Below are 19,532 nucleotides of genomic sequence, written 5' to 3'. Positions count from 1 at the left end.
GGTCAGCCCTCATATCGAGAGAGCGTCCAATGAAATCAACAACTAAACCATGGATCTTTACCGCGAGCTGCCCAAGTGTTATCGGCACAGTAGACGTCGTCACACGCTTTATGGCGGAGTCTGGAAACTACGTTGATGAAATCCACTCGTTTGATGACCGTGAAGCCAACCGCTTTTTTATCCGTATTGAATTCTTTCCGCAATCTGCGGATTTCAGTGCAGATGAGTTCCGTGCTGAGTTTGGCCCAAAGGCAAAACAGTTTGAAATGGAGTGGGCTCTGACGGAGCCGAACCATCGCCCCCGTGTGGCGATTATGGTCTCTAAATATGATCATTGTTTAAATGACTTGTTGTACCGCTACCGTACGGGCCAGCTAAACATTGAAGTCCCTGTGATCATCTCCAACCATCCCGATCTAGAGCCTTTGGCAGAATGGCATGGTATTCCTTACTACCACCTGCCAATCACTGCGGATACTAAGCCCCAGCAAGAGGCTCAAGTGATTGAGCTGATCGAGAAATATGATGCTGAGCTGGTTATTTTAGCCCGTTACATGCAGGTGCTGTCACCTGAGATGTGTAACTACCTAGATGGCCGTGCTATCAATATTCACCACTCTTTACTTCCAGGTTTTAAAGGCGCTCGCCCTTATCACCAAGCATGGGAAAAGGGTGTGAAAATGGTCGGCGCAACTGCCCATTACGTGAATAACGACTTGGACGAAGGGCCAATTATCGCCCAAGGTATTCAAACGGTAGACCATGCACATTATCCAGAAGATTTGGTCGCAAAGGGGCAAGATATCGAACGTGTAACCCTGTTTAATGCAGTGAAGTATCACGTAGAAAAGCGTGTCTTTTTGAATGGCAAGAGAACTGTCGTATTTGGTCGCTAAAACAGAATAGCGCTTCGGCGCTATTTTTTTGGTTATCCCCCCATGTAACCCAAATGTTTTATCGCCTAAATGAACTTAGCAGACTTGCAAGATCTCACAGTGCGATCAAATACTTGTAATTTGGGTTAATTATCTGTATTTGTTTCCAATCGTTAAATAAGTTTCCAATAGGAAACTCTCTGGAGGCATCATGTCTATCAGCGTATTTGATCTTTTTAAAATTGGCATCGGGCCTTCGAGCTCCCATACCGTTGGCCCTATGGCTGCGGCGGCCGATTTTGCCCAAGCGTTGTTAGACCGAAAGCTCACCAATGATACGAGCCGCGTATCAGTTGAGCTATTTGGTTCACTCAGTGCAACGGGCAAAGGCCACGGCACTGACAACGCAATCATCATGGGGTTAATGGGCGAGCGTCCGGACAGTATCGATCCTGAATGTGTCAACGGACGCATTGGCGCTTTAATGGCAAACCAGCGCCTTACCCTTGCTCCAGGTCGTGATATCGAATTTGTTTGGGAGCGAGATATGCTGTTGCTTGAAGAAGCCTTGCCATATCACCCCAACGCCATGCGTTTATCCGCTTACAATGAGGCGGGTGATGTTTTGTATCACAATACCTTTTACTCCATTGGTGGCGGCTTTGTCATTGATGAATCCGAAGCCACTGCGGATGCTCATCTAGTCCCTCAAGTAGATGTGCCTTACGACTTCAATAATGCCGTTGAACTCCTTAATTTGTGTCGCGAACACAAAATGAGCATCAGCGAGTTGATGATGGAAAACGAAAAAGTCTGGCGCTCAGAACAAGAGATTCGTGATGGTTTGATGGACATCTGGGGGGCAATGAAAGATTGCATCGCCAATGGTCTGCACAAAGAAGGCATTTTGCCAGGCGGCTTAAACGTTCGCCGCCGTGCCATGAGTTTGCATAAGTCTCTCATCCGAGCGACACGACCTAATATTATTAGCTCCACCTTGAGTGCTATGGATTGGGTCAACTTATATGCCTTAGCCGTGAACGAAGAAAATGCTGGGGGCGGCCGCATGGTGACGGCGCCAACCAATGGTGCGGCAGGGATTATCCCAGCTGTACTCATGTACTACATGGAGTTTATTCCAAATCCATGTGAGAAAAACGTTGTGGACTTCCTATTGGCAGCGGCTGCGATCGGTGCCCTGTGTAAGAAGAATGCGTCTATCTCTGGTGCCGAAGTAGGGTGTCAGGGCGAAGTTGGCTCAGCTTGTGCCATGGCTGCGGCAGGTCTGTGTGAAGTGATGGGCGGTACGCCTCAACAGGTGGAAAACGCCGCAGAGATCGGCCTGGAGCATAACTTAGGCTTAACCTGTGACCCAGTGGGTGGCTTAGTGCAAGTTCCTTGTATCGAACGTAATGCAATCGCTGCGATGAAAGCCATCAACGCGACTCAAATGGCATTACGAGGCGATGGCGAGCACTTTATTTCCCTAGATAAAGTGATTCGCACCATGCGTGATACCGGCAAAGACATGCAAGACAAGTACAAAGAAACGTCTCGCGGTGGTCTAGCGGTGAACGCAATTGAGTGTTAGATGATAAGCTTGGCTCAATAAAAAAGCGCTGCCATTTGGCAGCGCTTTTTTTGTGTCAAATATGAATGGGTTATGTTATTCCGCTAGGCGTTCGAGAATATCCAGTAACCAGCGTTTCTCGTCTTCGTTTTGCAAACGTTTGGCCATTTGATTTTCATAAGCTGTAACGCGGTCACACAGTGTTTTGAAGAATACTTGACCTTCATCGGTCATAAATAAGGCGTATGAGCGTCGGTCGTTTTTCGCGGGACGACGCTCCAACAGGTTTTTGCCTTCAAGTTTGTCCACGGCTGCAACCATAGCGGATCTGTCATTCCCCAGCGCTTGCGCGACAGCTGTCTGAGTAAGTCCTGGATTACGTTCTACGATCGCCAACACTGCAAATAATCCAGGGCTGATACCAAGATCAGAGCAAACGTCATTGAATTTGGTAAAGAAGTTCATTTGCGCACGACGTAAGCGGTATCCTAAAAACTCGTTAAGTACACCAAAGTCGACACTTGGGTCGTTTTTCTTATCATCGTCTTGCATACGTTTTTCCTACTATTCTGGCTCAAACTCTGAGCACGTTATTGTAATACAAGGAAGCATATTGGTGAAAGCTATAACAGTTTGCTGTTCATCAGTATAAAAAAATAGGGGCTGGAGTCAGCCCCCTAATATTTAATTGCTACTTGGAGCTCGAGCAATTAACCGATGGCGTGCACCAAACCTAAAGTGATACCTGGGAAGATCACTAGCAGCGCTACACGTATAAAGTCAGAGATCAAAAAAGGTACGACTCCTTTAAAGCATTCTTTGAGTGGCAAAGCGTTGTCGAACGATTTGATGATGAAAATATTCATCCCAACCGGAGGTGTGATTAATCCTACTTCCACCACAACCAGTGCAATGATGCCAAACCAAATACCTAAATCTGCTGAAGGCATGCCGAAATCCATCGCCATGATGATCGGGAAGTAGATCGGAATGGTTAATAAGATCATTGCTAAGCTGTCCAAAAAACAGCCCATAATGAGGTAAGTGATCAACATTACCACCAAGATGGTATAAGGCGATAACCCTGAATTAGTCAGTAACTCAACACCGATATCTGGCAGTTTTGATAGGGCGATAAAGACACTGAATACGTCAGCTCCTAGGACAATGAAAAAGATCATAGCGGACGAAACGGCGGTCTTAACCAAACTGCTGATAAAACCATCCATCCGCATCTTACCGTGTGTAACAGCAAGTATTGCTGTGAGTACAACACCCACCGATGCCGCTTCGGTAGGGGTGAAAACCCCCATGTATATGCCGCCAAGCACGACTAAGAAAATCCCGGTGATGTGCCACACATCTTTGGTCGCTCGGAATTTTTGTGACCAAGTTGTTTGTTCGCCACGAGGACCAGTGTTTGGGAATAGGCGTACATAAATGGCGATGGTAAGCATGTACCCCGCTGCGGCTAAGAAGCCTGGGATAAATGCCGCCATGAACATTTTAGAAATGTTTTGCTCGGTTAATACAGCAAAGATAATCAGCACCATAGAAGGTGGGATTAAAATTCCTAAAGTGCCACCTGCAGCCAGAGAGCCCGCGGCCAAACTGCCTGAATAATTTAGGCGACGCATTTCTGGCAGGGCAACTTTACCCATGGTCGAAGCCGTTGCTAAAGAGGAACCACAGATGGCGCCAAATGCAGCACAGCCTGCGACCGCAGCCATGGCGATACCGCCTTTTTGGCGGCCTACCCAGGTATTACAGGTACGGAATAATTCTGTAGTAATACCTGAACGCGTTGCGAGTTCCCCCATTAAGAGGAACAGAGGCACTACCGATAAGTCGTAGCTGGAGAACTTAGCAACTGGCGAAGTGCCGAGGTACTCTAGTAACGCAGGCATACCACCGATCGCTGCGTAGCCTATGGAGCCACACAGCAACATAGACAAGGCAATTGGAATACGAATACTCATTAAGACAAGCAAAATGCCCATCATTAGAAATGCGAGTTCAACATTACTCATTGTGCTCTCCTGATGGACCAGACAGTAATTGAGTCGCACCACACAATGCGCAGACACTGAATCCAATTACGCCGACTACATAAACCCACCAAATAGGCAGTTCGAGGATCATGGTTTGCTCGTAATAATCTTTCGATTCAAATCCACTTAATGTCATGCGATAAGCAAAGATCACAGAAACCACAGTGAATAATAAATGTCCCGTGTTATCCAAAAAACGAATGGTTGCAGGGCGGCAGTTAGCGGTGAATAAATCCACAATGACATGCCCACGTCTCAAATAACATTCAGGTAGGAACAAGAAGACCGACATGGCTAAACCAACTTCAGTAAGCTCATAGTCGCCTTCGACTGATTGGCCAAAAAATGTCCTGCCGATGATGCTGGCGACCGTAATGATCGCCAACGACAGCATGATTAGACCTCCAACCAAAGCGAAACTAAACGACACGCGTCTAAGTCCTGCTTTGATACTTTCTACAACGGATAGCTTCATGCTAGATCACCGAACAGCGTTTACATGTTTTCGTATTTTTTGATTAAGCCTTCTGCTTTTTCGAGCAGGCGTTCGGCTTCATAATCGTCGTCGTTCATCTCTTCGATCCACTCAGAGCGAACTGGTGCAAGCATTTCTTTCCATTTGTTGTACTCAGCGCCTTCGACGTAATCGAAGCTGTTGCCATTATCGGCTGCATATTGGCGAGCAAAGATTTCATAATCATCAAACAAGCTACCGATGTGACCTGCTAGAGCAACACCGGAATTATTATCAATGACTTTTTGAAGGTCGGCTGGCATGTCTTCATATACGTCTTTGTTCATGGCGAATATGAAAAATTGGGTGTACAAGCCACGATCACCTTTGATTTCTGTGTGGTAATCCACCAGCTCATAAATTTTTGTTGGCAAAACTACTTCGTAAGGCAATGCAGCGACATCTAGAACGCCTTTAGAAATAGCACTTGGCATTTCGGTGACAGGCATAAAGATTGTGTTGGCGCCCAATTCTTTAAATGCAGAAGCCATAACTTTGTTAGGCGCGCGCACTTTCAAACCGTCCAAATCATCTGCGGTCTTAATGGATTCTTCGCGTGAATGCAAAGAGCCAGGCGCGTGGGTGTGCATGGCTAAAACATGAACGTCTTTGAGCTCATCTTGCATTTCCTGCTCAGCATATTCTTGCAGTGCCATACTGGTTGCTTTGGCGCTACCTGGCATGAATGGCAATTCAAAAACGGTGGCTTTAGGAAAGCGGCCAGGCGTGTAGCCACCAACGGTCCAAGTGATGTCTGAAATTCCTTTACGGACTTGATCAAACAGTTGAGGTGGCTTGCCACCAAGTTGCATAGCGGGGAACAGTTCGATGTCGATTCGGCCTTCAGATTCCGCTTCCACTTTTTCAGCCCAAGGCTGTAGAAACTTACTGTGCGCCATCGACATCGGTGGCAAGAAGTGATGTAGCTTTAGCGTATATTCCGCTTCGGCCATTGCATTCACGGAGAGAACAGCGCCAGCGATTAGGGCTAGGCTTTTACGTCCTACGTAGTTCATTTTCCACCTCACATTGTTTTTTTTATAAGAGATTTTTTAGTTTTTTAGCGGCCATCGACCGTGTATCGACTTTGGTTAATATATTTCTGGCACAAACTGTTTAGTAATTCAACAATATTAAATATAAATTTTTTAGATTACCCATTATAAAAATAGAACCCCATCATTCATTTTCCTATAAGCAGTTGCTCGTATGTTTTTTGAACAGTATTGAGGGGTGTCTATTTTTAGAAGTACCTCGCTAAATTAAAATATAAACTATTTGAAAATAAAATTGTTGTGTAGTACAACAAAAAAAACACTAAACGTGAGAAGTATCATTTTTCGCGTCCTAACACCTAACAAAGCTAAAAATAGAAGGTGAAACATGAGCAAGGTAATTTCTTTGGCAGAGGCTGCTGGCCTAATCAAAGACGGGGATTCCGTCGCGTGGTCAACGGTTGGTATGTCGTTTTTTGCTGAGGCGGTGGCTGATAAATTGGAGCAGCGCTTCTTGGAAACAGGTCATCCTAAAAACGTTACGTTGATTCATGACTGTGGTTGTGGCGACGGCAAAAACGGAGGGATGTCTCACCTTGCTCATACTGGCCTTGTAAAGCGCCTTATTTCTGGGCATACCGGTCAAGCACCAAAAATGGCGGGCCTTGTAGCAGATGACGCGATCGAAGCTTATTTGTTGCCACAGGGTGTGCTGACGACAATGTGGCGTCAAATTGCTGGTAATAAGCCTGGTGTGATCACAAAAGTCGGTATGGGGACTTATGTTGATCCTTTGGTGAGCGGTGGCAAGGTCACTTCGTTGGCTAAAGAAGACTTGGTCAAGCACATCGAAATCGAAGGCGAAGACTGGTTGCTTTACAAAACTTTCCCGCTGGATGTTGTGGTAATACGGGCAACAACGGCTGATGAGCACGGTAACCTATCGGTTGAAGAAGAAGCCATGTTGGCGGAAATTTTACCAATGGCCCAAGCTGCTCGAAATCGTGGCGGCATTGTCATAGCGCAGGTGAAATACCTAGCTGAAGCTAAAACCCTGAAACCTAAAGATGTCAAAGTCCCAGGCGTGTTGGTGGATTATGTGACAGTTGCAGCGCCTGAACAGCATATGCAGACCATAGCGACTGTTTATAACCCATCTTTGGCGGGTAATTCTAAAGTGCCTTTAAATGCGATCCCGCCGGTGCCTTTTGGTGAAAGAAAAATTATTGCTCGCCGTGCTGCGATGGAGCTTTCGAAAGGGGCCATCGTCAACTTGGGTATCGGTATGCCTGATGGCGTTGCGTCTGTGGCAGCAGAAGAAAAAGTCGCCAATGAATTTATGTTGACCACTGAGCTTGGAACCTATGGCGGTATTCCTGCATCCGGTGGTGATTTTGGTGCAGCTTGGAACGCTGAGGCGATCATTGAGCATGAAGCGCAATTCGATTTCTATGATGGCGGTGGTTTGGATATGGCGTTTCTTGGCTTGGCTCAAGCAGACCAATACGGCAACTTAAATGTGAGTAAGTTTGGTCCTAAAGTTGTAGGGCCTGGCGGTTTTATCAACATTTCTCAAAGCGCTAAAAAGATTGTTTTCTGCGGCACCCTGGTAAATGGTGCAAAACTGTCTTTTGAAGGCGGTAAAGCCACTGTTCTAGAAGAAGGACGAACCCGTAAGTTCGTGCAACAAGTTGACCATATTACCTTTAGTGGTGAATTTGCTCAGGCAAATGAAAAGCCTGTGTTTTTCATTACCGAGCGCTGTGTATTAGAGCTACGCAAAGAAGGCATGGTTCTAACTGAAATCGCACCTGGTTTGGATTTGCAAAAAGACGTGCTAGATATGATGGACTTCGCGCCAATTGTTGCTGAAGACCTGAAAACCATGCCAGATGAAATATTTCATGAACAATGGGGCGGCTTAGCGGCTTACATGCAGTCGTAATCTTGCCAGATCAAACAATAACAATAGCGGAGATGTTGAATGCCAATCCAAAACGTAGAAATCCCTTATGGTGCTTATTGGAGTACGCCGTTTGCTAAATGGCAAGGCTCATTACAGTACTTACATTCGATGAAATTTGCGGCTCACGTGGCTAAGCATGAGCTTTCAAAACGAAATATTGATCCAACCGTTTTCGACTCGGGCGTGTTGGGTATGACCATCAATCAATATCAATCGTTTAACGGAGCACCTTGGCCGCTTCATGATATCGGCGCAACACACACTCCAGGACATGCAGTAAACCAAGTATGTGCTACCAGCGCGCGTGGTTTATTTGCCTCTGCCACAGAAGTGATGACTGGCATGGCGAGTGTGTCTTTGTTTTTGGCCGCTGATCGCTGCTCTAACGGTCCTCATATTGTGTACCCGAATCCGAAAGGCATAGGCGGCGCTGGGGAATCTGAGGATCAAGTGTTTTATAACATGATGAATGACCCAATGGGTGGGCATTCCATGATGCAAACTGGTGAAAACGTTGCGCGCCGATTTGATATTACACGCGAAGAGTTGGACGCCGTCACGCTGCGACGTTACGAGCAATATCAAGAAGCGCTTAAAGATGAGCAAGCTTTTCAGAAACGTTTTATGACGCTGCCTTTATCGGTGCCCGCACCAAACTTTAAGAAAGAAGCGACGGTGATGACGGGTGATGAAGGCGTATTCCCAACGACAGCGGAAGGATTGGCAAAGCTGAAACCGGTGCAGGAAGGTGGTGTGATTACCTTTGGTAATCAGACGCATCCTGCGGATGGTAATGCTGCAGCCATTGTTTGTAGCAGTGATAAAGCGCAAGAACTTGCCAGTGATACATCGATTAAAGTCGAAATTCTTGGCTTCGGACAGGCGCGAGACGACTTGGCCTACATGCCTGCCGCGCCGATAGAGGCCGCAAAGCGTGCCCTCCTAGTTGCAGGTATTTCGATAGATCAAGTTGATGCGATCAAAACACACAACCCATTTGCGGTAAATGATGTTGCGTTTGCTAAGGCGACGGGCGTAGATGTGATGCAAATGAACAACTTTGGTTGTTCATTAATCTGGGGGCATCCGCAAGGACCAACTGGTTTACGAGCCATGATTGAAATGATCGAAGAGCTGGCTATACGTGGTGGCGGTTATGGTTTGTTCACCGGCTGTGCGGCGGGTGACACTGGCATGGCTGCGGTAATTCGAGTGTCCGATCGTTAGTTGTTGAAAGGCAATAGATTGCCAAATGCGTTATTGAGTGTTGTATCCATGCCTTAATGCATTGATATATGTGTAAGCAGAGCTTTGGCCACACGATGTTGTGGCTTTTTTTTAAGTATAGATAATAGTTGTAATTGACATTTGTTTAGCAGTACAACTATTATATTTTTAAATCATAAATTATTCGCCCATAAACATAAAAATAGAGGCATGAGAATGACGACTTATCAATTCATCCAATTCACTTCTGATAACGGTATTGGCCATCTTCAGCTAAACCGTCCTGAAAAGAAAAACGCAATCAACGATGCGCTGTGTCTAGAAATCGAGCACGCCTTTATCAATCTACCTGATGATGTTCATGTGATTGTGCTGTCCGGTGCAGGTCCTGAGTTTTGTGCAGGGCTAGATCTTAGCGAGCACAAAGCTCGTGAACCATTCGAAGTAGTTAAGCACTCCAACATGTGGCACCGAGTATTTGGTCATATCCGTGAGTCTGGCATTCCTGTTGTAGCGGCAATGCAAGGTGCGGTTATTGGTGGCGGTTTAGAACTAGGGATTTGCGCCCACGTTCGCGTGACAGAAAAGAATACGTTCTACCGCTTACCAGAAGGTCGCCACGGTATTTTTGTTGGTGGTGGTGCATCAGTAAATGTGGCACGCGTCATTGGTACTAGCCGTATGACTGAAATGATGCTGACGGGACGTGATGTTGACGCAGAAGAAGGTTACCGCATTGGGCTAGCCCACTATATTGAAGAAGACGGCCAGGCGCTTGCTAAAGCGATGGAGCTTGCTAAAAGCATTGCGAAAAACTCTAAGTACTCAAATTGGGCTATGACAACAGGCTTAGCGCGTATTGACAGCATGGCAGCCGATGATGGTTTGTACACAGAGTCTCTCATCTGTGGCATCACGCAAACCAGCGAAGAAGTGAAAGCGCGCATTGATGCTTTCCTAAACCGCAAGAAAAACAAGTAGTCGATCGTCATAACAATAAGTATTCGATAGGAGTTTGTCGTGGAAATTCAAAATCGTCATTTTGTAATTACAGGTTCAGCGTCAGGTATTGGTGAAGCGGTTGCTCGACGCTTACACGGCTTAGGTGCAAAGGTATCGTTAGCAGATATCAACGAGCAAGGACTGCAGCGAGTCAGCGAAAGCCTTGGGCAACGCGTGCAGTACGCGCTTACTGATATTTCCGATGAGGCTTCCGTCACCGCGTCATTGGATCAAGCCATTGCTACATTTGGTTCGATTGATGGGGTGATTAATTGTGCTGGTATTCCCGGTGCTGAACGTGTCGTCGGCCGCGAAGGCCCACATGCTCTGGCCTCTTTTGAACGTGCTTTACGCATTAACCTTCTTGGTACTTTTAACATGATCCGCTTGGCTGCTGACAAAATGCAGCACAATGAGCCACAGTCTAATCTGGAACGTGGTGTGATCATTAATACTGCGTCTGTTGCTGCTTACGACGGGCAAATTGGTCAAGCGGGTTATGCTGCTTCTAAAGGCGGAGTAGTTGCGATGACACTGCCAATCGCGCGCGAGCTAGCGCGTTTCGGTATTCGTGTAATGACCATTGCTCCGGGGCTTTTCAAAACGCCTATGATGGATGTGTTGCCAGAGGAAGTGCAGCAATCTTTAGGGGCATCGGTACCTTTCCCACCGCGTTTAGGTGATCCAGACGAATATGCTCAACTTGCACAGCAGATTATTGAAAACAGCATGCTAAACGGCGAAACCATTCGGTTGGATGGTGCGATTCGTATGGCGGCTAAGTAGGAGTCGATTATGAGCTACCAAGCCCCTTACAAAGACATGCAATGGTTGGTTGAGCAGGCATTTACTCGCCAAAACTTGGCTCAATTGGAAAGCTTAGCAGATTACGATCTTGATCTGGCGAATGTCATCATTGATGAAGCGAACAAGTTTGCCAGCAATGTATTAGCGCCGTTAAACGTCATTGGTGATGTCGAAGGATGTCAGTTCAACGCAGGTCAGGTAAGCACGCCAACCGGTTGGAAAGAAGCATACGCTCAATTTCGTGATTCTGGTTGGATTGGCTTGGCCTTGCCTGAAGAGTTCGGTGGTCAAGGGTTACCAAAATACATTGCACAGCCCGTCAATGAAATGTGGCTATCAAGCAACCTCGCTTTTGTTATGTTTGCGGCGTTGGCGCAAGGTGGCTCTGAAATTCTTTTGAAATTCGCATCCGATAAAATTAAAGCACGCTATTTGACGCCGATTGTAACGGGTGAATGGACGGTCGCAATGGCGCTGACCGAACCCAATGCAGGCTCAGACTTGGGAGCTTTAAATACCAAAGCGATTCCTCAAGAAAATGGCAATTACTTAATTAAAGGTCAAAAAATCTACATTACCTATGGCGAGCATGATATGGCGGATAACATTGTTCACCTAGTGCTTGCCCGAACACCGGATGCTCCAGCAGGTAGCCGCGGTATTTCACTGTTTGCTGTTCCTAAATATCGTGTAGGAGACGGGGGGGAAGTAGGTGAGTTTAATGACATACGCTGTACAGGGATTGAGCACAAAACTGGTCTTCATGGTAGCCCGACTTGCTCTATCAGTTATGGTGATAACGATGCCTGTATTGGTGAGTTAATCGGTGAACTCAACCAAGGTCTTATGGCAATGTTCGTGTTGATGAACGAAGCTCGATTGAGTTGTGGTATGCAAGGCGTAGCTCTTGGAGAGCTGGCTTATCAAAAGGCTTTGCAATACGCCACTGAACGTATTCAAGGTTCTGGCACGCAAGGTGAACGTGTTGCGATTCTTGAGCATCCAGACGTGAAGCGAATGTTGTTAACCATGCGTTCTGAAACGTTTGGGCTGCGCTCTTTAGGGTATCAAATTGCGGCATTGATTGATGTTAGTGAACAATCGCAAGATGCCGATCAGGTCAACTCAGCGCACCGACGTATTGCCTTGTTAACCCCCATATTTAAAGGCTTTGCTACAGAGCAAGCGAATCGTATGGCCGGTACTGCGGTGCAAATATTTGGTGGTATGGGCTTTGTTGAAGAAACAGGCATTGCGCAAATAATGCGCGATGCTCGAATCACAACTATTTACGAAGGTACAACGGGCATTCAATCGAAAGACTTGCTGCATCGAAAAGTACGCGCGGATAAAGGTACCGCATTATCGGAGCTGCTTGTTTTGATCCGTGAGGATGTCAGCTCCGTGAAGCAATACCCGGCGTTGCAAACAAGTGCGGGCCGAATTGAGCAAGCGTGCGATGAGTTAGTGGCGACATTGGATCAAGTGATTCTAAACCCTAGCAAGTCTGTGACAGATTTAGATTGCGTCTCGGTGCCGTTTTTAATGGCCATGGGCGGGCTTTGTACCGCTTGGCAATTAGCTTGCACTGCGGCAAAAGCTCAGCAAGCAATGAATGATGATCCTGATTATTTCGCAAATGTCGTAGCGCTTTTAGATGTGTACAGCACTTATTCTTTGCCACATGTAATTGCAGAATTAAGTGCTGTAAATAGCCAAGTAATAGGTTTAAACGCGTATCGATTTTCGTAACACGTAAATAGCAGAGCACCCTTGTGGTGAGGCATTTACCTTCTTTGAACGAATAAAAATAACAAGTCTCAGGAGTATAAAATGACAAGCGAATTCCATCCTGTAAAGGTGGTAAGTCACCCTGTTTCCGTAGAAAAACGCAGTAATGGGGAACAGATTGTACATAGCCAAACACCGTTAGTTGAGTACGCAAGATGTTTGACTGACCGCGTCGCGTATTGGGCGGAGAAAACCCCTGATACAGTGTGTATTGCTCAGCGAGACTCAAGTGGTGCATGGGAAGAATACACGTACTCAGAAACCCTAACAAAAGTCCGTGAACTAGCGTCTTGGTTATTGACGCAAAATGTATCGCCCGAGCGTCCCATTGCATTTCTTTGTGGTAACAGTGTACAGCATTTGCTGCTTGCCCTAGCTGGTAGCTATATTGGTGTGCCACATGCGCCTATTTCGCCAGCTTATTCATTGATTGCAACCGATTACAGCAAACTTAAACATGTCATCGATAGCTTGACGCCAGGTTTAGTGATTGTCGATAAGCTAGCGCCCTATGAAAAAGCCATCGCTGCAACCTGTGAACGAGATGTGACTGTTGCAGTCATGGATGATGGCGTGAAAGCGAACCTCATTAGTAACCCGATCATTGGCTTCTCTAAGTTTTGGAAAATGCCAATCAATGCTGAAATAGAGAAGCGCAACGCTGAGGTAAATGGCGACACAGTTGCCAAGATCTTATTTACCTCTGGAACCACTGGGATGCCGAAAGGCGTGATGAACACCCAGCGCATGTTATGTGCGAATGCGGTGATGATCCGTGAGACCATGGCGTTTTTGAAGGATGAAACACCTGTGATGGTAGATTGGTTGCCTTGGAACCATACGTTTGGAGGTAACCACAACGTCAGCATTGCTTTGTATAACGGCGGTTCCTTGTATCTCGACGATGGCAAGCCAACAGAGACACACTTCCATAAAACCCTCACAAACCTAGCTGAAGTGGCTCCTACTGTGTATTTCAATGTGCCAAAAGGCTTTGAATTACTTGTTAAAAAGCTGCAACAGGATGATGTTCTAGCTCAGCAGTTTTTCTCCCGCTTACGTTTGATGTTCTTTGCTGCGGCAGGCATGGCGCAGCATATTTGGGATGCCATCGACGAGCTTTCGATCAAGCACACCGGCAAGAAGATCCCAATTGTTACCGGCTTAGGTTGTACGGAAACCGCACCGTCAGTGACATTTGCTTCAATTGAAGAAAGTGCGTCAGGCGTGATTGGTACGCCTGCACCAGGTATCTCAATCAAGCTTGTGCCCAATGAGGGTAAGTTGGAAGCGCGCGTTAAAGCTGTAAGCGTGATGCCTGGTTATTGGCGTCAGCCAGAGTTGTCCCAAAAAGCGTTCGATGAGGAAGGTTTTTACTGCCTTGGCGATGCGTTTGCGTTCCTTGATGAAAATACGCCAAACCGAGGCTTTCGATTTGACGGCCGTGTTTCCGAGGACTTTAAGTTAGACAGCGGCACTTGGGTGAGTGCGGGTACGTTACGCAGTAAATTTATAAGTGCTTTCGCTCCGCTAGCCCAAGACATTGTTCTGTGCGGTTCTAACCGAAGTGACATAACAGGGCTCGTTTTTCCAGATGTGAATCACTGTCAAGCGCTGATAGAAAATGGCGTGGATTTATCAGTAGAAGAGCTGGTGAATCATCCAACGGTGCGTGCAGCATTTGAAGAGAAGCTAAAAGCCTTTGCCGCACAGGGGACTGGCAGCTCGACGGTTGTACAGCGGATTCTCTTGCAGCATGTCGCCCCGAGCATAGATGCACACGAGGTCACTGATAAGGGGTCTTTGAACTTACGTAATGTCCAGTCACATCGTGCAGATCAAGTTGAGATGCTTTATCAGATGCCAAAATCTGTCAGCGTAATTAGCGTTTAATGTTATTGAAGAAATCCAGTATTCACGCAAATCTTATAGGGTATTTGGCGTTTATTGTTACAAAAGAAGAATCCTTAGGTGACGAACATGAAAATAATAGTCGGTGTAAAGCGCGTAATTGATTACAACGTGAAAGTTCGCGTCAAAGCAGACAACAGTGATGTGGATTTAAGTAATACCAAAATGGCGATCAACCCATTTTGTGAAATCGCGGTAGAAGAGGCCATTCGTTTAAAAGAAGCGGGTGTTGCCACAGAAGTCATTGCTGTGAGTGTGGGGGCTGGCGCTAGCCAAGAGCAGTTGCGTACTGCTTTGGCTCTCGGTGCTGATCGTGCCATTTTGGTAGAGACAGACATGGTGGCTGAGCCATTAAACGTGGCGAAAGTTTTCGCTAAATTAATGGAAAAAGAACAGCCGGGCTTGGTTATTTTAGGCAAACAGTCCATCGACTCGGACAATAACCAAGTGGGACAAATGTTGGCCGCTTTGACGGACCGTCCCCAGGGGACCTTTGCCTCTAAAGTGGCGGTTGAAGGTGACCAGGTATCCGTTACCCGAGAGATCGATGGCGGTCTGCGCACGGTGAAATTGTCCTTGCCAGCCATAGTGACCACAGATTTGCGCTTGAATGAGCCTCGTTTTGCTAAGCTTCCAGACATCATGAAAGCGAAGCGTAAACCACTAGAAACTCTGTCTATGGCGGATCTAGGGGTGGAAGCAAAACAACATATTCAAATTGATAAAGTGGAAGCCCCAGCGGCTCGTCAAGGTGGCATCAAAGTCGCCTCTGTTGATGAGTTAATTCAAAAATTAAAAGATGAAGCGAAGGTGATCTAAATGGCTACTTTACTGATTGCAGAACACAATGGCGAAGCACTAGCCCCAGCGACATTAAGTGCTTTGTCTGCAGCGAAACAACTAGGTGGCGATGTAACAGTGTTGGTCGCAGGTGTCGATGTTCAAGGCGTTGCAGATCAAGCTGCCCAATGTGAGGGCGTTACCAAGGTGCTATTGGCCCAAGGTGAGAGCTTGCAACATGAGCTGGCGGAACCTTTAAGTGCTCTGATTGTTTCTCTAGCTGGTGACTATTCCCACATCGTTGCACCCTCAAACTCCGTTAGCAAAGACGCACTGCCTCGCGTGGCAGCGAAACTAGATGTGGGGCAATTATCTGATATCACAGCAGTATTAAGTCCGGATCAATTTCAGCGTCCGATTTATGCGGGTAATGCCATCGCTACAGTGACTTCAAATGATGCTACTAAGGTCATTTCAGTACGTGCCGCAGCATTTGATAAAGCCCCTGCAATGGGTGGTTCCGCGTCCGTGGAAGCTGTAGACGCCCCTGCGGATGGCGGCTTATCAAGCTGGGTGAATGATGAGCTCACGAAATCTGAGCGTCCTGAGCTGACTGCCGCTGAGCGGATTGTGTCAGGTGGTCGAGGTGTGGGCAGTGGTGAAAACTTCGCCTTGTTAGAAGCCTTGGCTGACAAGCTTGGCGCTGCGGTTGGTGCGTCCCGTGCAGCGGTAGACTCTGGTTTTGTGCCAAACGATATGCAAGTGGGGCAAACTGGTAAGATTGTTGCACCTAATCTATACATGGCGTTTGGTATTTCGGGGGCTATCCAGCATTTGGCGGGGATGAAAGACTCAAAAGTCATTGTTGCGGTCAACAAAGACGAAGAGGCTCCGATCTTCCAAGTGGCAGATTATGGCTTGGTAGGCGACTTGTTTGAGGTCCTACCTGAATTGACGGAAAAATTATAATAAGTAAAGAGGAGTGCAGTGATGCGTGAATCGATGGAGTTTGATGTTGTCATCGTGGGAGCGGGGCCATCTGGCCTATCTACTGCTATTCGATTAAAGCAGCTCAATGAAGATCTAAATGTCTGTGTACTGGAAAAAGGCTCAGAAGTGGGTGCGCATATTTTATCCGGTGCAGTGGTTGAACCACGGGCATTAAATGAATTGTTTAGCAACTGGCAAGAGCTAGGCGCTCCTCTAAACACACCGGTAAGCAAAGACGAAGTCTACTTGCTTAAAAACGGAGAGATTGCAAAAGAACTGCCCCATGCCCTAGTGCCCAATACCATGAAAAACGATGGCAACTATATTGTCAGCGTTGGCAATCTTTGTCGTTGGTTAGCAGAGCAGGCCGAAGGCTTAGGGGTTGAGATTTTCCCTGGGTTTGCTGCGGCGGAAGTACTGTACCATGAAGATGGCTCGGTTAAAGGTGTGGCCACAGGAGACATGGGGGTGTCTGCTAAAGGTGAACAATTACCAACCTATATGGAAGGTATGGAGCTGCATGCGACTTATACGGTGTTTTCTGAAGGTTGCCGTGGGCATCTAGGCAAGCAATTGATTGAGAAGTTCTCTTTGAATCGCTCCGCGGATCCCCAGCATTATGCTTTAGGTATTAAGGAGCTTTGGCAGATTCCCGCTGAGAAGCATCAGCCAGGTCTTGTTATACATGGTGCAGGTTGGCCATTGGAGGAAGCCAGTGGCGGTTTCTTCTTGTATCACGGTGATAATCAGCAAGTAATGGTTGGTTTGATCGTGGACTTGAATTACCAAAATCCTTGGTTGTCCCCATACGAAGAATTCCAACGTCTCAAGCATCACCCTGTTATTAAGCAATATCTTGAAGGGGCGGAACGTGTGTCCTATGGTGCCCGTGCCATCGCAAAAGGCGGCTGGAATGCACTGCCGACCATGACCATGCCTGGTGCCATGTTGATCGGTTGTGATGCAGGAACCCTTAACGTTGCCAAAATTAAGGGCACTCATACGGCAATGAAGTCTGGCATGTTAGCGGCAGAAGCCATGGCTAAGGTCTTTGGTAGTGACGGGCTGTCGTTAGATAAGACCTTTCAAGAGCTATTTGATCAGTCATGGCTCAAACAGGAGTTATACGGCACACGGAATTTTGCTCCCGCCATGCATAAGTTTGGTACCTTCTGGGGTGGCGCCTTTAACTTCATTGATCAAAACATCTTTGGTGGCAAAATGCCTCTCACCTTGCGCGATACCTCTCTGGATTACGCGCAAATGGAAAAGGCCAATGACACCAATAAAATTACCTACCCAAAACCTGATGGGAAGTTAAGTTTTGATCGATTGTCGTCGGTATTTTTGTCAAATACCAACCATGAAGAAGATCAGCCTTGCCACCTCACCTTGGCAGATGACAGCATCCCAACGGGCAGTAACTTGTCCGATTTTGCTGAACCTGCCCAGAGGTATTGCCCTGCTGGGGTCTATGAAATCGTTGAGCAAGAGGCTGGACCTAAATTTCAGATCAATGCTCAGAACTGCTTGCATTGTAAAACGTGTGATATCAAGGACCCAGCGCAAAACATTACTTGGGTCACGCCGGAAGGCACGGGTGGTCCAAACTATCCCAACATGTAGCGCTTACAGATAAAAAAACCAGCCTTGGCTGGTTTTTTTATCTCTGTATTTCGCGTTATAACTAGCGCGCCATGGTGTCCAACACATCCCAGCAGGCCCCTAATGTGTGGTAATCCACCTTGCCCATTGGGGACTTTTCATCTGTGATCTTGCTGCCATCTCTAGCAACAATGCGGTACCAAGCACCGTATTGATGATCGATCAGATGATCCCAGCTGTATTGCCACAGGCGCTCATACCAGCCTAAATAGGTGGCATCTTCTGTGACCTTATATAAGCGATAAGCGGCGGCGATGGCTTCCGCCTGAACCCAGAAGTATTTCTGTGCATCGGCAAACTCATGGGTCTTGGGAGCAAAGCCATAGACTAGGCCTCCGTGTTCTTGATCCCAGCCGTATTGTACCGCCTGATCAAACAAAGACTGGGCGCGTTCTCGATACCAAGTATCAGGGCTCAGTTGGTCTAACTGAAGCAGTAATTTTGTCCACTCTACTTGGTGACCTGGTTGGAATCCCCAGGGCTTAAATAAGTCATCTGGCTTATCGATATTATATTTCCAATCCGGTTGCCAGTTTGCATCGTAATGTTCCCAGATCATGCCGCCAGCCGTGTCACATAGTTCTCCCGCAAAGCGTTTGGCTAAGGTCTGGGCGCGACTCAAGAAGCGTTCGTCACCGATGGCACGGTAAGCGGCAATAAAGGCTTCACACATATGCATGTTGGCGTTTTGCCCACGGTAAGGATCAAGGGTGCTTAGGTCGGCACTGCACTCGTCTGCGTAGGCTTCGTATTCTGGCTGGTAAAAGTGCGTCTCGAGTAAGTTATAAAGATGGTCTAGTTTTTGCGTTCCATCCACGATCCCTGCCATGTGAGCATGGGCATAGGCCAATACCACAAATGCTTGGCCGTAGGCCATGGCGGTATGATCGTCCCTTTCTCCGAGCATCCAAGCGTAGTGGCCAGTTGCAGGGATATAGTGTTGGCGTTCTATAAAATCCAGTCCGTGTTTGGCCCAATCAGCGTAGTGATCGCCGTAGCCTCTGCGATAGGCTTCTGAGTAGTTGAAGACAAAGCGGGTAGAGGACACTAGATGGCGGGTTTTTGAATCAAATACTTCGCCATTGTCGCGAAAGTTTTGAAAGAATCCGCCGAGAGGGTCTTTTGCGACGGGTTCGTAAAAATTCAATATGCTTTGAGTATGGTGCTTGAGAAACTGCGTGGTGTTAAATGCTTGAGCCATAGCCTTCGTCCTTATTATTTTGCCACTCGTTTGTACTGCAAAGGTAGGTAGAAGTGCAAGAGAAGCGCATTTAACTTTAACCGAAAGGTGAAAAAAAATGACGAGTTCAGGTATGAGCTTAAAATCGTAAACCACTTGTCTGTATACTAATCACCCTAATCTTTAGCCTAGAGGGAAGACGGCTCTC

General features: G+C 47.0%; 16 protein-coding genes. 11 read left to right on the top strand and 5 right to left on the bottom strand.

Annotation, left to right across the window (positions count from 1 at the left end; all coding sequences use genetic code 11):
- The first annotated feature begins 29 nt into the window (after positions 1–29).
- Both purU and ACZ5DR_RS01260 read left to right on the top strand, forming a co-directional pair.
- Positions 30–896: a formyltetrahydrofolate deformylase gene (gene purU, locus ACZ5DR_RS01265; protein WP_377364666.1), complete on the top strand. Its 867-nt coding sequence runs from the start codon at positions 30–32 to the stop codon at positions 894–896.
- A 190-nt stretch (positions 897–1,086) separates the two neighbouring features.
- Positions 1,087–2,466: an L-serine ammonia-lyase gene (locus ACZ5DR_RS01260; RefSeq protein ID WP_377364669.1), complete on the top strand. Its 1,380-nt coding sequence runs from the start codon at positions 1,087–1,089 to the stop codon at positions 2,464–2,466.
- A 75-nt stretch (positions 2,467–2,541) separates the two neighbouring features.
- Here ACZ5DR_RS01260 and ACZ5DR_RS01255 read toward each other — a convergent pair whose 3' ends face one another.
- The 4 genes from ACZ5DR_RS01255 to ACZ5DR_RS01240 form a co-directional block, all read right to left on the bottom strand.
- Entirely contained in the window at positions 2,542–2,997 is a 456-nt protein-coding gene (locus ACZ5DR_RS01255; protein ID WP_377364671.1) for a MarR family winged helix-turn-helix transcriptional regulator, read from the bottom strand.
- Positions 2,998–3,155: 158 nt separating this feature from the next.
- Positions 3,156–4,475: a TRAP transporter large permease gene (locus ACZ5DR_RS01250; RefSeq protein WP_377364673.1), complete on the bottom strand. Its 1,320-nt coding sequence runs from the start codon at positions 4,473–4,475 to the stop codon at positions 3,156–3,158.
- A complete protein-coding gene (locus ACZ5DR_RS01245) occupies positions 4,468–4,971 on the bottom strand; it encodes a TRAP transporter small permease (RefSeq protein ID WP_377364675.1) in 504 nt (167 codons plus the stop codon). The genes ACZ5DR_RS01250 and ACZ5DR_RS01245 overlap by 8 nt, the downstream gene beginning before the upstream one ends.
- A gap of 20 nt (positions 4,972–4,991) precedes the next feature.
- Entirely contained in the window at positions 4,992–6,026 is a 1,035-nt protein-coding gene (locus ACZ5DR_RS01240) for a TRAP transporter substrate-binding protein (RefSeq protein WP_377364677.1), read from the bottom strand.
- 367 nt (positions 6,027–6,393) lie between these two features.
- Between ACZ5DR_RS01240 and ACZ5DR_RS01235 the strand changes: the two genes are divergently transcribed.
- The 9 genes from ACZ5DR_RS01235 to ACZ5DR_RS01195 all read left to right on the top strand — a co-directional run bounded on the left by ACZ5DR_RS01235 (position 6,394) and on the right by ACZ5DR_RS01195 (position 18,105).
- On the top strand, positions 6,394–7,950 hold the full coding sequence (locus ACZ5DR_RS01235) for an acyl CoA:acetate/3-ketoacid CoA transferase (protein WP_377364679.1): 1,557 nt from the start codon (positions 6,394–6,396) through the stop codon (positions 7,948–7,950).
- A 39-nt stretch (positions 7,951–7,989) separates the two neighbouring features.
- Positions 7,990–9,198, top strand: a complete 1,209-nt coding sequence (locus ACZ5DR_RS01230; protein ID WP_377364681.1) for a thiolase family protein — start codon at positions 7,990–7,992, stop codon at positions 9,196–9,198.
- A 216-nt stretch (positions 9,199–9,414) separates the two neighbouring features.
- Positions 9,415–10,179, top strand: a complete 765-nt coding sequence (locus ACZ5DR_RS01225) for a crotonase/enoyl-CoA hydratase family protein (RefSeq protein ID WP_377364683.1) — start codon at positions 9,415–9,417, stop codon at positions 10,177–10,179.
- 39 nt (positions 10,180–10,218) lie between these two features.
- On the top strand, positions 10,219–10,986 hold the full coding sequence (locus ACZ5DR_RS01220; RefSeq protein WP_377364685.1) for a 3-hydroxyacyl-CoA dehydrogenase: 768 nt from the start codon (positions 10,219–10,221) through the stop codon (positions 10,984–10,986).
- Between the two features lie 9 nt (positions 10,987–10,995).
- Positions 10,996–12,759 (top strand): acyl-CoA dehydrogenase, encoded by a 1,764-nt coding sequence (locus ACZ5DR_RS01215; protein ID WP_377364687.1) that lies wholly within the window; start codon positions 10,996–10,998, stop codon positions 12,757–12,759.
- A gap of 81 nt (positions 12,760–12,840) precedes the next feature.
- The gene (locus ACZ5DR_RS01210; protein WP_377364689.1) at positions 12,841–14,691 is read left to right on the top strand and encodes a feruloyl-CoA synthase; all 1,851 of its coding nucleotides are present in this window, start codon (positions 12,841–12,843) and stop codon (positions 14,689–14,691) included.
- 87 nt (positions 14,692–14,778) lie between these two features.
- Complete coding sequence (locus ACZ5DR_RS01205; RefSeq protein WP_377364691.1) at positions 14,779–15,528, top strand: electron transfer flavoprotein subunit beta/FixA family protein; 750 nt, start codon at positions 14,779–14,781, stop codon at positions 15,526–15,528.
- Positions 15,529–16,458, top strand: a complete 930-nt coding sequence (locus ACZ5DR_RS01200) for an FAD-binding protein (protein ID WP_377364693.1) — start codon at positions 15,529–15,531, stop codon at positions 16,456–16,458.
- Between the two features lie 21 nt (positions 16,459–16,479).
- Positions 16,480–18,105: an electron transfer flavoprotein-ubiquinone oxidoreductase gene (locus ACZ5DR_RS01195; protein WP_377364695.1), complete on the top strand. Its 1,626-nt coding sequence runs from the start codon at positions 16,480–16,482 to the stop codon at positions 18,103–18,105.
- 61 nt (positions 18,106–18,166) lie between these two features.
- Here the strand turns inward: ACZ5DR_RS01195 and ACZ5DR_RS01190 are convergent, their stop codons facing one another.
- The gene (locus ACZ5DR_RS01190) at positions 18,167–19,345 is read right to left on the bottom strand and encodes an AGE family epimerase/isomerase (RefSeq protein ID WP_377364697.1); all 1,179 of its coding nucleotides are present in this window, start codon (positions 19,343–19,345) and stop codon (positions 18,167–18,169) included.
- Between the last annotated feature and the right edge of the window lie 187 nt (positions 19,346–19,532).

The organism is Marinomonas vaga (assembly GCF_055388305.1).
This window is presented reverse-complemented; position numbering and strand designations above follow the sequence as displayed.

Coding starts and splice junctions, on each gene's coding strand:
- purU (WP_377364666.1), top strand. CDS start 30: ATGAAATCAACAACTAAACCATGGATCTTTACCGCGAGCTGCCCAAGT.
- ACZ5DR_RS01260 (WP_377364669.1), top strand. CDS start 1,087: ATGTCTATCAGCGTATTTGATCTTTTTAAAATTGGCATCGGGCCTTCG.
- ACZ5DR_RS01255 (WP_377364671.1), bottom strand. CDS start 2,997: ATGCAAGACGATGATAAGAAAAACGACCCAAGTGTCGACTTTGGTGTA.
- ACZ5DR_RS01250 (WP_377364673.1), bottom strand. CDS start 4,475: ATGAGTAATGTTGAACTCGCATTTCTAATGATGGGCATTTTGCTTGTC.
- ACZ5DR_RS01245 (WP_377364675.1), bottom strand. CDS start 4,971: ATGAAGCTATCCGTTGTAGAAAGTATCAAAGCAGGACTTAGACGCGTG.
- ACZ5DR_RS01240 (WP_377364677.1), bottom strand. CDS start 6,026: ATGAACTACGTAGGACGTAAAAGCCTAGCCCTAATCGCTGGCGCTGTT.
- ACZ5DR_RS01235 (WP_377364679.1), top strand. CDS start 6,394: ATGAGCAAGGTAATTTCTTTGGCAGAGGCTGCTGGCCTAATCAAAGAC.
- ACZ5DR_RS01230 (WP_377364681.1), top strand. CDS start 7,990: ATGCCAATCCAAAACGTAGAAATCCCTTATGGTGCTTATTGGAGTACG.
- ACZ5DR_RS01225 (WP_377364683.1), top strand. CDS start 9,415: ATGACGACTTATCAATTCATCCAATTCACTTCTGATAACGGTATTGGC.
- ACZ5DR_RS01215 (WP_377364687.1), top strand. CDS start 10,996: ATGAGCTACCAAGCCCCTTACAAAGACATGCAATGGTTGGTTGAGCAG.
- ACZ5DR_RS01210 (WP_377364689.1), top strand. CDS start 12,841: ATGACAAGCGAATTCCATCCTGTAAAGGTGGTAAGTCACCCTGTTTCC.
- ACZ5DR_RS01205 (WP_377364691.1), top strand. CDS start 14,779: ATGAAAATAATAGTCGGTGTAAAGCGCGTAATTGATTACAACGTGAAA.
- ACZ5DR_RS01200 (WP_377364693.1), top strand. CDS start 15,529: ATGGCTACTTTACTGATTGCAGAACACAATGGCGAAGCACTAGCCCCA.
- ACZ5DR_RS01195 (WP_377364695.1), top strand. CDS start 16,480: ATGCGTGAATCGATGGAGTTTGATGTTGTCATCGTGGGAGCGGGGCCA.
- ACZ5DR_RS01190 (WP_377364697.1), bottom strand. CDS start 19,345: ATGGCTCAAGCATTTAACACCACGCAGTTTCTCAAGCACCATACTCAA.